Genomic DNA, 14,802 nt, shown 5'->3' on the forward strand with positions numbered 1-14,802 from the left:
GGGAAGAGCGACGCTTACTCATCTATTTGAGGATGAGAGTATTGCTGATATTCAGGTAACTCTTTTCTTAAATTACTAAATGTCGCCCATGCACTTTCTTTTGAGAGTTTGTTGATCAGCCAGTTTGGCAATAGACCTCCGGGGTCAGCAAACGCCTTGTATTCCACGAGTGTTGTATCGTTTGTGAGTTTTTGTAACTCCCAAGTCGCATCAACCGAGCGAATTCGAACATAACCATTTTGTTCAGCAAGATATGAGTCAGGTGCGCTTTTGATTTCTATCGTGAATCCCAGCTCATCGACCCAGTACTTTGAGTAGGTGACCATATCCCGATTTTTGGCAGGCCATGGTGCTTTAAACTGGGTGTAAACGATGTTCTCGGTGGCCGATATCTGATTTAAAACCCGGCTATGACTGGCATTGTCAATCCAGTTCGGGATATTGTCACTGTCTTCCAGTAGCGTTAAAAATGCACCATAGCTGGTGGGTGTGAACATCCGGGCACGGATCTCAACTAAACCGTCACTATGTTCTCGGGAGTAAATTGTGATTCCATTCTTGTCACTCTCGAACTGCCAGTTCTCGTTGGCGCTCGCATCAGTGCCAGCGGATATCAATGTGGCGAGTGTTAAGGCGCCCATTCTTAAATGCAACATCATGTTAGTATCCGCCAACTTTTCCTAAATTTAAGTTTATACGATTTGTCGTAACTATAAGGACAATAGTATGTTTTTTGTTATCGTTCTGAAGGTTGCTCTGCACTGAAGCCACGTTGAATGTTGGTGAAGGTAAGCGATGCAAATATTACGATAACGATCGCTAGATGCCATGCTTGACTCAATCCAAGCTGCACCAGAGTTAAGCTGACCAATGAGGAGACGACCATTTGTCCACCACCAGACATTGCCGCTGCGGCACCTGCTTGCTTTTTATAAGGTTGCATTACCATCGCTTGTGCACAAGGTAGGGCAATACCATTACCCAAGATCATTAATAGCTGTCCTAGCATCAGAAATAGAGGCTCAACAGGACAGAAAAATAACCATATTGCGGCAGCGAGGTGAAGAAATGGGGTGCAGAGCAGCATTTTTTTATTGCCAATAATTGGCCTTACTCGGTTACAAATCGTGGTACCACATAACATACCCAAAGCGGGAATGAGCGCCCACATCGCGTATTGAGCGGAGGTCATGCCAATTTGATCTTGCATGATAAATGGCATCACAGAGACTGTCGTAATCATTAAGCTGAAGTTTAACCAACTGATACTGGCGAAACTCATAAAGTAACGAGACGTAAGTAAGCTCTTGTATTGGAGTAACATTTTTCGGGGTGACGGAATGACAGAACGTTTTGTGATGGTTTCTGTGAACTTAAAGGCGATGATTACCCAAGCCAGCGAGACATAGCCCAACAGAGAAATAAACACCATACTCCAACCGAAGTGGAAGTTGATAAAGCCGCCAATCACAGGTGCAATAAGTGGCGTGATTGAAGCCGCCATGGCGATGTAAGACATTGCCACTGGGAGTTCATCCCCGCTAAATCTATCTCGAGTCGACGCCCTCGCGAGTACCGCGCAGCATCCTGTACCTAACCCTTGTAAAAAGCGCCCCATCACCATCCCTGTAAATGTGTCACTGAAGAAAATAATTATCAGCAGACCAGACATCGCGATGAGTAAACCGGTAAGTAATACTCTTTTTCGTCCTAAAGCATCTGACACTGGCCCGTAGATAAATTGAGAGGGGCCGAAGCCGAGCAAATAAATACTCACAAGCAGTTGAGCTTGGTCGAGGGAGATGGAAAAGTCTTTTGCTATCCATGGCAAAGAGGGCATAACTAGCCCCATGCTCAACTGGCCAACGCTAATAATAAGACAGGCGAGTAGTATAGTATGAAAGTTGATTGGGCGACTCATGACTGGTCTCCATTCAAACAACCTTTTTGGCGTCGTGAGCTTAAGCCGCCTTCGTCATCCACTTCATTTAGCTTTGCTTTGACCCGCTTCACAGTCGATAGACTGACTTCGCATTGCTCTGCTACGTTTTGCAATGTGTAGCCTTCTAGCAGTAACGTTGCGATCTGTTGGTGTTTGGTTTTGTTTGCGGGGCGGCCGCGAAACTTCTGTTTCCATAATTCTGGCTGCTCTTTAATGGCCTGTCGCCCTTGCTCTGCGGCAAACAGGCGATGTTCAGTCTGCACTTTCCCATATCCAGATAACACTGTGAGTAGTGTTTGAGTCTGAACAGAACCTGGCTCAAAAGTTATTGATTCACATACAGTTTTCAATGTTACCCCTTTATCGAGTAGCATTTTTACCGTGTTCAATGCTTGACTAAAGTCGCGACCAAATGCGGTCAGCCACCAGAGCACAATCGTATCCCCAGCTCTGACGGAATCGAGCAGTCGTAAGAATGCCTCTCTCTCGGTTGGAGGCATGCAACCACGAACCTTATCCTCAAAATGCTGAGCTTCGGGAGCAAAAGCTTTTAGAGTATTAAGGTGCTCTTGGTAAGCTCGATTTTTTGGCGAATAACGAGTGTAAAGATACGTGGTCATAAGGATTATGAGCCTTTTTTTGTTTGGTTCATATAGTGTAATAGCTCATAAATATACATGGGTTCATTAATGCTTACAACACTAAATGAGCCGTTTGGGAGTCAGAGGCAAATAAAAAAGCCAACCGAATGGCTGGCTATAGCTATTTAAGCTTTTGTTGTCTGGCGCTCGATTAACTTCACTGGCACCATCATTTTTACTAGGCTGCCGTTTTTCGTATTAATTTGATCAACAATGATCTTCACGCACTCGCGAGCGAGGCGACGGAAATCCTGGCGGAACGTGGTTAATTGATAGCTTAACCATTCTGTCTGAGGAATATTATCAAAACCAATGACTTGTAAGTCCTGAGGAATCCTCAACCCGCATTCTATACGGGCGATATCCATGACCGCCATCGCAAGGTTATCGGTTGCACAGAACACTGCTTCAGGCCGATTTTTGTCTGCCAGTATGGCACGGACTTTATCAAGTGAGCTCGCGTAGTCATAGCTGGCTTCAATGATGCGTGGCGTCTTGCCGGTTAGGTCTTCAAATTCAGAGCAGAAGCCGCTTTGGCGTTCGTCATTCGTAAAGGTTGGCACTTCTCCCGTCAAATAAACCGCGTTCTTCACGCCACTTTTGTGCAGAAGTTGCGCAGCTTGTTGGCCTGCTTCGTAGTTGTCACTGATAACGTAGCTACTCCTAGTACCTTCAACAACTCGTGCGTATTGAACAATTGGGATATTAAACTCTTCACATTCTTCATAAAGGGACTTATTGAAGGTTGCGGAAGCAGCAATGACACCATCGACGCGATACTGGAAGATATTTGGGATTGAGTGGCCCTCTTCTTCATCCACTTGCCATGGAATCAATACGGCAGAATAACCTTTTTTCTGTAACTCACTGGAAATTAATTGCAGTGTTTTCATATGGATAGGGTAATCCGCATCAGGAAACACCAAACCTATCAATTTCGATTCGTTTGTGGTCAGGCTACGTGCAAAGGCGTTAGGGCGGTAGTTAAGGGCTTTAGCCGCTTCAAAGACTTTTTGCTTGGTCTTTTCGGATACTGAGCTACCCGGAACAAACACGCGCGATACAGTAGATTGAGAGACGCCTGCCATCTTTGCCACATCTTTTGATGTGACTACGTGTTTAATTGATTTCATGAATAAAACTTAGTTGCCAGTAATTGAGGTCATAAGACTAGCATAAATAGGTACGTATTCATAAATGTTCTAACGGGTATCCTAAGTAGAATAATGGCTTTGGAGTATTAAAAAGCAAAATGTGGGTTAACCCATTCGATTTGCTTTGAGCTAGCACTAGAGCTAGAGCGTAGATACTGTCCGTTTGTTGGACGTACAGTATCTACGTAAAGAACATTAATTTGCTTGTTTGACTGCAACTTTACGTTTCGGGGAGAGGAGTGAATACCCCATGTATCCGATGCAAGCGGTTGCGACAAGAATAGAGCAGCCACACATAAAGTTAATCAGCATAGGAGCGTTGTCGGTAAACGCGTTGATCCCCCAAAGCATCACGAGAGAGAACACAAACATCACTAGTAAGCCATAACATGGAGCATCGATTTTGCCGGGAACGACATACCAACCATCTTCCTTGATTGGTTTATTTAGACGAGCATATTCCGCTTGCTGGCCTTTCACTGTGTAAAGATGCATTTCATCTTGTTTACCCGTCAGGAGAAGGCTAGCAATGTAAGCAACAACGGCATTCACAAGGACGCCAATCACGCAATACCAAGGCCACGCAATATCGGTCGCAACGGCTACATACCAAATCACCAAGAAGCTAGCAGCAACGCCAATCAACAAGCCTTTTTCAGTAATGTGTTTTGAGTAGAACCCAAGGACAAACATACAGAAGCTCGCACCGACAAAGTAAGAGCCTGCCTTACTCAGCACTTCCAGTACCGAGCCGGTGCTGGTGGCAAACATGATCGCTGGAATGATGACCAAAATCGCCCACGCCACCGTGAAGAAACGCGATACCTTTAAGTAATGCTCTTCCGACTCGTTTTGCTTGTAGAAGCGTTTGTAAAAGTCAGCCACAGAAACGGTCGCCATTGAGTTAAAGGCGGAATCGAGACTCGACATACTTGCCGCCAGAATCGCAGCTGCAATGATGCCCATCAAGCCTGGCATTCCATATTCACTCGCGTAATGAAGAATGATGGTGTTGCCATTTTCAAACTCTTTACCGTCGTAATAAGCGTTGAATAGGACGCCAAGCAAGATAAAGACAAAGTAAATAAAGAAGGCCACGTAGCCCATCATCAACATTGCCTTTTTCGCATCGCCCATGTTTTTCGCGGCCATACAACGTTGTACCATCATCTGGTTACCGCCATACACGGTGGTGTGGAACATCGTCATTGCGATAACGCCAGCCCATACCGTCGTTACTTGGCTTAGGTCAAAACTTGTCTGTAGGGCATCGGTCATTCCTTTCGCTTTGAGCTCTGCCATGACCTCCGTCATTGGAGAAGGCATGCCATTCCAAACGGCTTCAATGATGATGAATGCGCCAATAAATAAGATTACTGCTTGAATCACATCGGTCCAAATGACAGCCGCGATACCGCCCATTACGGTGTAGATAAGGGCAATTGCAGTGACGATCATGATGCAGTACATCACGTCGATACCAGTAATGAACTCTAAAATCATTGCTGTCGCGTAGAGTACGGCTGCCGAGCTCAATGCTTGTTTGATAAGGAAGATAAACGACAAAGTCAGTCGTGAAGCCTTACCGAAGCGTCGTTCTTGATACTCGTAGATGGAGGTTAAACCGCTGTTGTAGAAAAACGGCATAAACACAGCCACGATGAAGAAGATCACCAGCGGATAATTGAGGTGAATCGCGATAACCGACAGGCCTTCTTTGTAAGACCAAGCTGGCCCGCCAAGGAACGACATGGCACTCACGTAAGTACAAACGACAGAAATACCGATCGCCCACCAAGGGATGCTCTTATCACCCAAAGCGAATTGGCTAGCTGAAGTTACTCGCTTACCAATCACCGCACCCAATACTAGCGTTAGGGCGATGTATCCCCCAAGGATGCTCCAGTTAAGTGCGCCAAACTCATGCATAATTAGGTCCTTCTAACTGTTCTTTCATTTGTGCAAACACGTCATAGCCAAGCTGCAGCAGGATATGAACGATGTCGATCGCCACCCAGTTTTCCTTCAGTAAATCGCCTTCGCGTCGCCAAATGTCCATAACGCGAAGTTCGATGTGTTTTCCTGTCGGGGCGAGACCGAGCCAGCCACTGTGACCAGTGTGAGTACCATGCATATGTGGCCAACCACCTGTGGATACGTAGTCATTTTTGGCCAAAAAATTGACCTCAATATCGACACTTCGATCTGGGAACGCAAACACAAATGGCGCTTGATGGTGGTTACGGAAACCTTTGATACCGCGCGTAGTACCAATACCAGCAGGGCCGTACCACATGAAGTCATTGTGCCAGTAGTTTTCTAAATCCATCGAGAAAAGATCTTTGCCATCAAAACGACCCAAGCAAGACAGCATATCTTCAACCAGCTGGGCGCTCTTTTCACTTTCTTCCAAAGACACAACAGATTGTTGAATACCGTTAGAAGTTGCAGGAGAAGGAACCAAGCCATCGTGACCTAAGCTTTTACGAAGAGGGTTGCAGCCTGCTTGATTCATCGCGTCGATGAAGTCTGGGATCATGTAAGATTCGGTGATTTGGTCGTTCTCCACACACACCATTTCGGTGTAACGCAAGTAGAGTGTTTTCCCTGTTGCTGGGATGCCAAACAGTGGTTGTTCAAATGTACCGATAAAGTAGCCGGTAGAGTTGTACCAAGTGCGGCCTTCGTATTCGCCGTGCATAACAATTATTGGTCGGCGCTCGGCGTCAGGCAAAGCATTAACAAGTGGTGAGAGGAAAGATTCGTGGGTTGCATCTGGGCCATTAAGATCGTTCACAGGGTGCGCCACGCACCATTTTACGTCAGGGTTCAAAGTTTGCAGAGCGGCCTGTTTTTGCTCGATGTCTGCGGCTTTGAAGTAGTTCTGGTAGAACTGTTCGATGATGTTGAGTGACATGTTGCTTCCTTACTGTCTGTGATTTTAATAAATAGTGTTTAGTCAGCCGTTAGCCTTGCTGAAGCAGGATTTGCTTCCAGATTGCGGTCTCGTCAAACAAAGTGAATTCGCGACGAAGACCCCAAGGGCCAAACTCAGCGTGGCTGATCCCCATGATGTAAACCTCTTTTCCTGAAGGCTTACCAAACATCCCATATCCCTCATGCTTACCGTGCAAAGACCATCGAATTGCCGCGCGTGGTGACATCATGTCGTCATCTCGGCCAATACGATGGTGAACGGTAAATTGAGCATTTGGGAAAGACGCACGAAGTGCCATCCAAAAATGATCGACTTCCGAGTGTGATAGGGCAGTTTGACCGCCAGTGTATTCGCCGATGCAAGCGCGGTCGTACTCTTTCGGTACTATTGAGAACTCGGCATTCATAAGGCTTCTGAGAATTGCTTCGTATCGCTGACCATATTCGTTGTCGTTGCCTACGCCCAAATAAGGTCCAGGAATGTCGACTTCAGGTGTGAACGGAAATGGGCTTGATTCCACGCCACCTTCAAATTCGATTTGTTGGCGTGCAAACTCTTCTGACGTCATACCCAGTTGTTTCGCGATATCGGCTTGATCGCGAACCAACCATTCGTCATTGATTTGGTTATTGATAGCGTGGCAATCTGCGATAATACGGAAACGAATTTTGCGGTTCGAGGCTTGCCCGTAGAAGCCGTTGCCACTGTGTGTTGCAGTAGAGATGATTCGATGAGAAGAAAGCATGCCTTGTTCCGGGGTGCCTGACCAAATGACGTCTTCGCCATATAGCGTGCGATCGGGAAACTCGGCCAGTGTCGCCATTGTTGCACTGATCACCCCTTCGTTTCCTTGAACGATAGAGAGTGGAGTACGCACAACAATGTAGGGAGAGTAGTAGTGTTCTAAGGTGTTTAAACCTCGGTCTTCCCAAATCTCTTTTGTGATACCAAGAATGTAGTCGGGAAAATCACGCCACTTTTCATCGAAGCCAACCATGGCCATAAATCACCTCCGTAATTGAATAATTATGTTTGAATTATGTTTTGATTACGTATTCAAAATATATCATGTTGCCATTTTGTCAACGGATTGTTTTTCGATTGTTTAAATAGCGTGCTGGTGATCAGGTTTTTAACAATTGAGCGGAAAATAAACTAAAAAAGTACAGGAGAGATGGAAGCTATCTCTTATCGAGACGTGTTAATAAGAAAGGAGGTCAAAGTTTTTTGTATGAATTTCATAATATCTTATTGTTTTTTAATCGCTTAATTTATTTTGATCTGTTTGAATGGAAATAAATGATTAAGCCAAAACTGATAATCATGCGATCAAGGCACCCAAATAGACTTTATCGCTAATATTCAGCTATTTTGGTGTCAATTATCCTTATATCTTTCAAATTTTCCTTTTGCATACGAATGCTTAAAGGCTTTTTTATTAAATCGGAAGTAGATAACGAATAAGCCACTAGAAAGGTGTTTATCTAGTGGCTATAACAGTCATAAGCGCTCTATGAGTGCAACGATCAGGATAAAAGCGCAGGTAACGATAGCGAGATGGCAGGGATGAAGGTAATCAACATCAAGGCCACTATCATTGCACCAATCCAACCCATGATGGCTTTAGAGAGCGACTCTATCGGTACTTTGCCTACCTGACTTGCCATAAACAGGTTGGCACCCAGAGGAGGCGTAACAAAGCCAATGGCCAAGTTCACGATCATCACGATACCAAAATGAACGGGGTCCATGCCGAGTGCTGACGTTATGGGCAGCAGAATTGGCGTGAGAATAACAATGGCCGCCAGCGTTTCCATAAAGGTACCGACGAGCAACAACAGGACATTGATGCAAAGCAGTATCAGCAGTTTGTTTTCGGTAATCGATAGAATGAACTGAGCGATCTCGGTCGGTAGACGTTCTAGGGTCAATATGCGGCCAAACGTCACGGACGCACCCACAATGACGAGCACTGCGCCAACTAACAGTGACGACTCTAGAATGATTTTCACAACTTGCGCTGGTTTGAGCTCTTTATAAACAAACATGCCAAAGAATAAGCCATAGAGCACGCCAATCGCTGCGGATTCGGTAGGCGTGAAGATACCGGAATAGATACCGCCGAGAATGATCACGGGTAGTAGCATTGCCCAACTGGCTTCTTTTAGCGCATCAAGACGCTCTGCCCAGGTCGCTTTGCGCTCGTTACCTGTGTAGCCCCGCATTTTTGAGACAATTAGACAGTAGCCGATCAATACCATACCGACGACCAAGCCAGGAATGATGCCTGCCATGAACATTTTAGTTACCGAGACTTCAGCTGTGATCGCGTAGACGATCATCACCACAGAGGGTGGAATAATGACGCCAATCCCGCCGGAAGAGGCGATCAAGGCACCGGCAAAGCTGCGGTCGTAGCCTTTCTTCACCATAGAGGGAATCATCGTCAGGCCGATAGCGGCAACGGTGGCAGACCCTGTACCAGAGATGGAAGCGAAGAACATGCACGCCACAATGGCGACGATGCCAAGCCCACCAGTAAAGTGGCCAAAGAAGACCTCCGCCACGTGTAATAATCGTTTTGAGATCCCTCCTTGGCTCATAAGGTTACCTGCCAAGGTAAATAGAACGACGGCGAGGAGAGGGAAAGAGTCGAGCCCTGTTACCATTCCTTGGACTAAAAACTCAATGTTAAGAAACGGCAGACTGAGTATCGCGACCATACTGGCTGCCGCCAGAGCAATACCGACCGGAACGCCAATGAGCAGAAGCAGACCAAAGCTGCCAAACAAAAGTGCAGACGTCATGCGTTAAACTCCAATAGTCGGTTAGAAGTACGGTACTTTGCTTTGATATGGCGATAGCGTTGGCGTGAAAAGCGAACTCGTTCATTGCTGGTGGAGCACGCGTTCACACGTTGATAAATGCTTGTCACTAGGCGCGCGCAGCTTAATAGTGCGCAAACTAAAACAGAGGCATACAAACACGCAATAGGAATTTCCATTGCGGGTGCAATCTGACCGAGTTGCAGGCTGCGATTGATCACCTTAAATCCAAACCAGGCGACAGTGGCACTAAAGGCAAGGTAGATAAGATCAGAAACAATCAAACTGAATTGCGTCCAATTGCCCGGAAGTTTATCGATGAACACACGAATGCGGATGTGTCGATCATCTCGGATACAATAGCTGATGCTCAGGTACATCGCCCATACGAATAAATAACGTGCCAGCTCTTCAGCCCACGCGATCGTTGCGTCAAATAGGCGTAGTGCGATTTGCAAGCACAGTAAAGTTGTCATCGTCGAGATCGCGATAACGATAAGGGTAGGTTCTAGGTATTTGTCTAGTAAGCGAAACCACTTCATGTTCACCTCCAAAACGAGAAAGCACGACCTGTTGCCAGATCGTGCAAAAGAGTGGGAGTTATAGGCGTTCTATCTCGGCAATCACGTTGTCAAACAAGTCTTCACCTGTCTTGCTACGCAGATCTTGGTACACGGCTGCATTCATTTTTTCTTTCATGATGCTGCGTACCTCGTCTGGGACGATGTTAACCGTCATGCCTTTTGCTTCGAGCTCTTTGATTACTTCTTGGTTTTGCTTAGCGGCGAGCTCACGCTGTTTTGCGATGGTTTCTTTGCTTACTTCACTGATCAGCGCTTGTTGTGCGGCCGGCAGTGAATCCCAAAACGATTTGTTCATGAACAACACGTAGTTGGTGTATATATGGTTAGTTAAAGAGAGGTACTTTTGTGCCTCGTAAAAACGTTCGGCATAAATAGAGTAGATAGCACTTTCTTGAGCGTTAATCAGGCCTTGTTGTAACGAGGTGAAAATTTCTCCCCAAGACAGAGGTGTTGGCGCAGTACCAATAGATTTCCACGCGCTTATTTGAGTGGGGTTAGATGCCGAGCGAATCTTTAGCCCTTTCAGGTCCTCAATACTATCAATTGGCTGTTTGTTGTTGGTCACGCTACGAAAGCCGACCTCCATAAAGCCAAGTCCATGAAAGCCTTTTGATTCCATAGCATTCAACAATGGTTGTCCGATCTTCTCACTGTCGAGCGCTTTGTGTGCTTGCTCTTCGCTATCAAAAAGGTAGAACACGTCGAGCACGTTAAACTCAGGGACGTAGGGAGAGAGTAAAACTGACGCACCAAACGTCATTTGTAAGTTGCCTTGCTGCACGAGTTCAGTCGTCTCACGCACATCGCCTAGTTGTCTTGCCGGATAGATTTCAACTTCTATCTCACCGTTTGAGCGAGCTTCCACTTCTTGTTCGAAATAGAGCATTGCTTTGTGTACGGGAGAGGTTTCTTGACTGTCATGAGCAAGACGAATAACACTGGTTGCAAACGTATTCATACTGCTAAATGCAAGTCCCAGTGCGGTAAGTGAAGTAAGGATTGCTTTCTTCATCGTTCTTCCTTGTTTCTGGTATGACCTGCCATGGGCATTCGTCGGCAAGTCACACAACTTTTTATGTTTTTATAAATTAGTTGAGCAATTCATATCCATTTTGCATACGAATCCAAAATAAAACATTAAAGTAACAAGTCAATAACAAGATTGATGAATTGATGAGGAATTAAATAACGATTGGTGAAAATTTAATCGTGATCACAGAAAATGCCTTACTCGAAAGCAAGACATTTTGTTTATGAAGAATGAATAAAAATGGATTTATTAAGTGGTGCTACTACGTTCGATCAAGGTGCCTTGCTCGAAAAGGTATTCGCCAGTTGCATCCAGGTTGCCGTTGATTCGATTCATCAAGTCTTCAACCGCTCGTTTAACAATTTTGTCGACTGGTTGAGCAATGGTGGTCAAATCATAGCTCGGCCATGCAGACATCGGAATGTTATCTACACCCATCACAGAGAAGTCTTGGGGGATCTTTGCTCCGGCTTGTCGCAAGCCATCCATCACACCCATGGCGAGGATGTCGTTTGCACAAAAAATTGCATCGGGTTTGCTAGTGTGCGACAAGATCGCTTTCGCCGCTTCTAAGCCTGCTTCAAAGCTGTACTTGGCTTGGATAAAGGTTGGTGACGGGGAGCCGAGTTCTTGCAATTTTGAAGAGAAACCCAGCCAACGCTCTTCACTGGTCATGGAGCCAGCATCGCCACTGATATAAGCACACTGTTTTGCGCCTTTCTGCGTTAAATACTCGGCTGCTTGTTGGCCCGCCAATCGGTTATCAATACCAGAGCTATTGGCATTAATACCCTCGGCGTAGCGGTTAATCAAGCTTAAATGAACGCCAAACTTTTCGCATTGGGCAAACGCGCGTGAGGTTAAACGGCTGGTGGCGATAACGAGTCCGTCCACTTGGTATTCAATGGCGCGTGAAATGGCGAGATCGAGGTCGTCCTTGTCGATAGGGCAAAGCACAACTTGTCCGCCTCGCTTTTGAATTTCGACAGCCAAAGCACGAGATTGCATGTCATACATTGGGTTTGATTCGCTATCTAACGCAATCGCCACTAAGCCTGAACGATTCGAAATCAGACCTCGGGCGATGGCATTCGGTGTGTATCCGAGCTTAGCTGCGGCATCCATCACCATTTTGCGTTTCTTCTCGCTAATACTCGCAGTCGGGCTGAATGCTCTAGATACCGTCGATTGAGAGACGCCGAGCATCTTCGCGACGTCGATCGAAGTTACTTTCGCTTTAATGGTGATACTCCTTATTTAAGGCCATTGAACCTTCTCATACGTGCTGAGTGTATGGGCTAGGGGATTTCTGTGTCTAGAGCATTACATTGATAAGGCGTAAATATCAGAGAAAACTCAAGAATTCATCACATTTCTCTCTTGTTTGAAGCCATCAATGATCATTTTGTGTTCAGACCCAACACAAAAGAAGCTAACGCCGAGTTCACGCCATTCCCGAGCTTGTTGAGCCGTCGCGACAAACATGCCAACAGGTTTATTGGCGGCTCTGGCCGCTTCGATTACTCGCATACTTGCTTGTGCGACTTTCTCATCATGAACGCTATCAGCACCATAAGCGACAGTGAGATCAACTTGGCCAATGAAGAGCGCATCAATTCCTTCAACATTGGCAATCGCTTCAACATTTTCAACCCCTTGAGGGTCTTCAATTTGTGCAATGACAATCGTATTCGCACGGCTGTCTTTTAAGTGTTCAACCATGGGCTTAGTGGCGTATTGCGCTGCTCGACTGGAACCAGCATACCCTCGGCCACCTTCTCCGTAATGGCAGATTTTCGCCAGTTGCGTCGCTTGCTCAGCAGTACAAACATGGGGAATTTGTACACCCGCCGCGCCACAGTCAAGCGCGTTCAAAATGGTTGAAGGGGCGCTGTCTTGTACTCGTACCACGCACGCGAGGTCATTCGCTCTGGCCGCCATGATGCACAGATCAAGCGAGGAGCGATCGAAAGGTGCGTGCTCTGCATCCAGTACCACAAAAGGCAACTCTGCCAGTGCCAATACTTCGATAATGTGAGGGTGAGGGGTTTTAACAAATGTACCTAATATCGTTTCTTGATTCAGACGTTGTTTAAAATTGCTCATGATTCTCTCCTTTGCAAAGGTATGCAAAAACTAACATGTAGAAATGTAAATGATGAGTAAAAATGATGTGATCTAAAACTCATTTTTGATTAAAAATTAAACTCAATTAAGGTCCTTATTACTTGCTTTTATTTGTTTAAACTAATAAATGCAAAGGCTTAAGGATTGTTTTTGTGGTTTGTTGACTTAACTTGTCAAATGTTAATTAAGTGTTTAATCTTATTTTGCATTCGTATCCAAAAGCATAAAAATAACCGTTCGTCAGCCTCAATGTTCAAGGAGAAACCCAATGGCACGCATTTTAAAAAACGGAATCACTGAAGAAGTATCAGCATCAAACGACGCAAAAGTGCGTCAGATTGTTGAAAACATTCTTGCTGATATTGAATCGAAAGGTGATAGCGCTGTACGTGAGTTGTCTGAAAAGTTTGATAACTGGTCGCCGGAGCAATTCCGCCTGTCAGAAGAGCAAATCCAAGCCTGTGTGGATGCGCTTGATGAATCGACTCGTCATGATATCGAGTTCGCTCAGCAACAAGTTCGAAACTTTGCTCAAATTCAACGTGACTCAATGAAAGACGTCGAAGTAGAAACCATGCCTGGTGTGGTACTGGGGCATAAAAATATTCCAGTCAACAGCGTGGGTTGTTACATCCCTGGCGGTAAATACCCATTGGTTGCATCCGCTCACATGAGTGTACTGACGGCGAAAGTCGCGGGCGTAAAACGTGTTATTGCTTGTGCGCCACCGTTTAATGGCCAGCCGAATGTGGCGATTGTCGCTGCGATGGCAATGGCGGGTGCGGATGAAATCTATTGCTTCGGTGGTGTTCAGGCGGTAGGTGCAATGGCTCTGGGGACGGAGACTATTGCACCGGTCGATATGATTGTAGGGCCGGGTAACGCATTTGTAGCAGAGGCAAAACGTCAGTTGTTTGGTCGCGTCGGTATCGATTTGTTTGCAGGCCCAACTGAAACCTTAGTCATTGCTGATGAGAAAGGCTGTGACCCTGAATTGGCAGCGGCGGACTTGCTTGGTCAGGCCGAGCACGGTTACAACTCCCCAGCTGTCTTGTTGACCAACAGCGAGACATTTGCAAAAGAAACTATCAAAGAGATTGAACGTCAGCTAACTATTCTTCCAACGGCGGAAGTTGCGGGTAAAGCGTGGGCAGATTACGGACAAGTGATCGTATGCGATAGCTACGAAGAAATGGTGGAAGTGGCAGACGATATCGCTTCTGAACACGTTCAAGTGATGACGGAAGATCCTAAATACTTCCTAGATAACATGACCAACTACGGTGCCTTATTCCTAGGTCGTGAAACCAACGTTTCTTACGGCGACAAATGTATTGGTACCAACCATACACTGCCAACGAAGAAAGCGGCACGATATACCGGTGGTCTTTGGGTAGGGAAGTTCATCAAGACTTGTACTTACCAGCGTGTGACGGAAGCGGCATCCTTAAAAGTCGGCGAGTACTGCTCTCGCTTGTGTGCACTCGAAGGTTTTGCTGGCCACAAAGAGCAAGCGGATATTCGTGTGCGCCGTTACAAAGGCAAAGTGGAAGAGGCGTAA

Annotated in this window: 13 protein-coding genes; 1 reads left to right on the forward strand and 12 read right to left on the reverse strand. The window is 46.0% G+C overall.

Features of this window, described 5'->3' with window-relative positions:
- Positions 1-14 precede the first annotated feature (14 nt).
- The 12 genes from R7190_RS00950 to R7190_RS01005 form a co-directional block, all read right to left on the reverse strand.
- Entirely contained in the window at positions 15-659 is a 645-nt protein-coding gene (locus tag R7190_RS00950; protein WP_017820098.1) for an START domain-containing protein, read from the reverse strand.
- Positions 660-736: 77 nt separating this feature from the next.
- On the reverse strand, positions 737-1,921 hold the full coding sequence (locus tag R7190_RS00955; RefSeq protein WP_017820099.1) for a multidrug effflux MFS transporter: 1,185 nt from the start codon (positions 1,919-1,921) through the stop codon (positions 737-739).
- Positions 1,918-2,562, reverse strand: coding sequence for a recombinase family protein (locus R7190_RS00960; protein WP_186585586.1), 645 nt, complete (start codon positions 2,560-2,562; stop codon positions 1,918-1,920). Before R7190_RS00960 ends, R7190_RS00955 begins: the two co-directional genes overlap by 4 nt.
- A 146-nt stretch (positions 2,563-2,708) precedes the next feature.
- Positions 2,709-3,716, reverse strand: a complete 1,008-nt coding sequence (locus R7190_RS00965) for a LacI family DNA-binding transcriptional regulator (protein WP_017820101.1) — start codon at positions 3,714-3,716, stop codon at positions 2,709-2,711.
- Positions 3,717-3,932: 216 nt separating this feature from the next.
- The gene (locus tag R7190_RS00970; RefSeq protein ID WP_064354985.1) at positions 3,933-5,666 is read right to left on the reverse strand and encodes a sodium:solute symporter family transporter; all 1,734 of its coding nucleotides are present in this window, start codon (positions 5,664-5,666) and stop codon (positions 3,933-3,935) included.
- Positions 5,659-6,654, reverse strand: a complete 996-nt coding sequence (locus R7190_RS00975) for an ester cyclase (RefSeq protein ID WP_017634491.1) — start codon at positions 6,652-6,654, stop codon at positions 5,659-5,661. Before R7190_RS00975 ends, R7190_RS00970 begins: the two co-directional genes overlap by 8 nt.
- A 49-nt stretch (positions 6,655-6,703) precedes the next feature.
- Entirely contained in the window at positions 6,704-7,678 is a 975-nt protein-coding gene (locus tag R7190_RS00980) for an ester cyclase (protein ID WP_186585587.1), read from the reverse strand.
- 523 nt (positions 7,679-8,201) lie between these two features.
- On the reverse strand, positions 8,202-9,482 hold the full coding sequence (locus R7190_RS00985) for a TRAP transporter large permease (RefSeq protein ID WP_005383432.1): 1,281 nt from the start codon (positions 9,480-9,482) through the stop codon (positions 8,202-8,204).
- Positions 9,479-10,042: a TRAP transporter small permease gene (locus tag R7190_RS00990; protein ID WP_025768663.1), complete on the reverse strand. Its 564-nt coding sequence runs from the start codon at positions 10,040-10,042 to the stop codon at positions 9,479-9,481. Before R7190_RS00990 ends, R7190_RS00985 begins: the two co-directional genes overlap by 4 nt.
- A 58-nt stretch (positions 10,043-10,100) precedes the next feature.
- Entirely contained in the window at positions 10,101-11,096 is a 996-nt protein-coding gene (locus R7190_RS00995; RefSeq protein WP_025768662.1) for a TRAP transporter substrate-binding protein, read from the reverse strand.
- 267 nt (positions 11,097-11,363) lie between these two features.
- Positions 11,364-12,320, reverse strand: coding sequence for a LacI family DNA-binding transcriptional regulator (locus R7190_RS01000; RefSeq protein WP_104976388.1), 957 nt, complete (start codon positions 12,318-12,320; stop codon positions 11,364-11,366).
- Positions 12,321-12,470: 150 nt separating this feature from the next.
- Positions 12,471-13,220 carry an HpcH/HpaI aldolase family protein gene (locus R7190_RS01005; protein ID WP_053307977.1) on the reverse strand — a complete coding sequence of 250 codons (750 nt, stop codon included), beginning with the start codon at positions 13,218-13,220 and terminating at the stop codon, positions 12,471-12,473.
- Between the two features lie 289 nt (positions 13,221-13,509).
- Here R7190_RS01005 and hisD point away from each other — a divergent pair, with 289 nt between their 5' ends.
- Complete coding sequence (gene hisD, locus R7190_RS01010) at positions 13,510-14,802, forward strand: histidinol dehydrogenase (protein ID WP_186585588.1); 1,293 nt, start codon at positions 13,510-13,512, stop codon at positions 14,800-14,802.

The sequence above is a fragment of the Vibrio sp. 1078-1 genome, assembly GCF_033340475.1.

Bases quoted from the DNA above. Each gene is read 5' to 3' on its own strand.
- R7190_RS00985 (WP_005383432.1), bottom strand. From the start codon at position 9,482: ATGACGTCTGCACTTTTGTTTGGCAGCTTTGGTCTGCTTCTGCTCATT.
- R7190_RS00980 (WP_186585587.1), bottom strand. From the start codon at position 7,678: ATGGCCATGGTTGGCTTCGATGAAAAGTGGCGTGATTTTCCCGACTAC.
- R7190_RS01005 (WP_053307977.1), bottom strand. From the start codon at position 13,220: ATGAGCAATTTTAAACAACGTCTGAATCAAGAAACGATATTAGGTACA.
- R7190_RS00990 (WP_025768663.1), bottom strand. From the start codon at position 10,042: ATGAAGTGGTTTCGCTTACTAGACAAATACCTAGAACCTACCCTTATC.
- R7190_RS00960 (WP_186585586.1), bottom strand. From the start codon at position 2,562: ATGACCACGTATCTTTACACTCGTTATTCGCCAAAAAATCGAGCTTAC.
- R7190_RS00955 (WP_017820099.1), bottom strand. From the start codon at position 1,921: ATGAGTCGCCCAATCAACTTTCATACTATACTACTCGCCTGTCTTATT.
- R7190_RS00970 (WP_064354985.1), bottom strand. From the start codon at position 5,666: ATGCATGAGTTTGGCGCACTTAACTGGAGCATCCTTGGGGGATACATC.
- R7190_RS00995 (WP_025768662.1), bottom strand. From the start codon at position 11,096: ATGAAGAAAGCAATCCTTACTTCACTTACCGCACTGGGACTTGCATTT.
- R7190_RS00975 (WP_017634491.1), bottom strand. From the start codon at position 6,654: ATGTCACTCAACATCATCGAACAGTTCTACCAGAACTACTTCAAAGCC.
- R7190_RS00950 (WP_017820098.1), bottom strand. From the start codon at position 659: ATGATGTTGCATTTAAGAATGGGCGCCTTAACACTCGCCACATTGATA.
- hisD (WP_186585588.1), top strand. From the start codon at position 13,510: ATGGCACGCATTTTAAAAAACGGAATCACTGAAGAAGTATCAGCATCA.
- R7190_RS00965 (WP_017820101.1), bottom strand. From the start codon at position 3,716: ATGAAATCAATTAAACACGTAGTCACATCAAAAGATGTGGCAAAGATG.
- R7190_RS01000 (WP_104976388.1), bottom strand. From the start codon at position 12,320: ATGCTCGGCGTCTCTCAATCGACGGTATCTAGAGCATTCAGCCCGACT.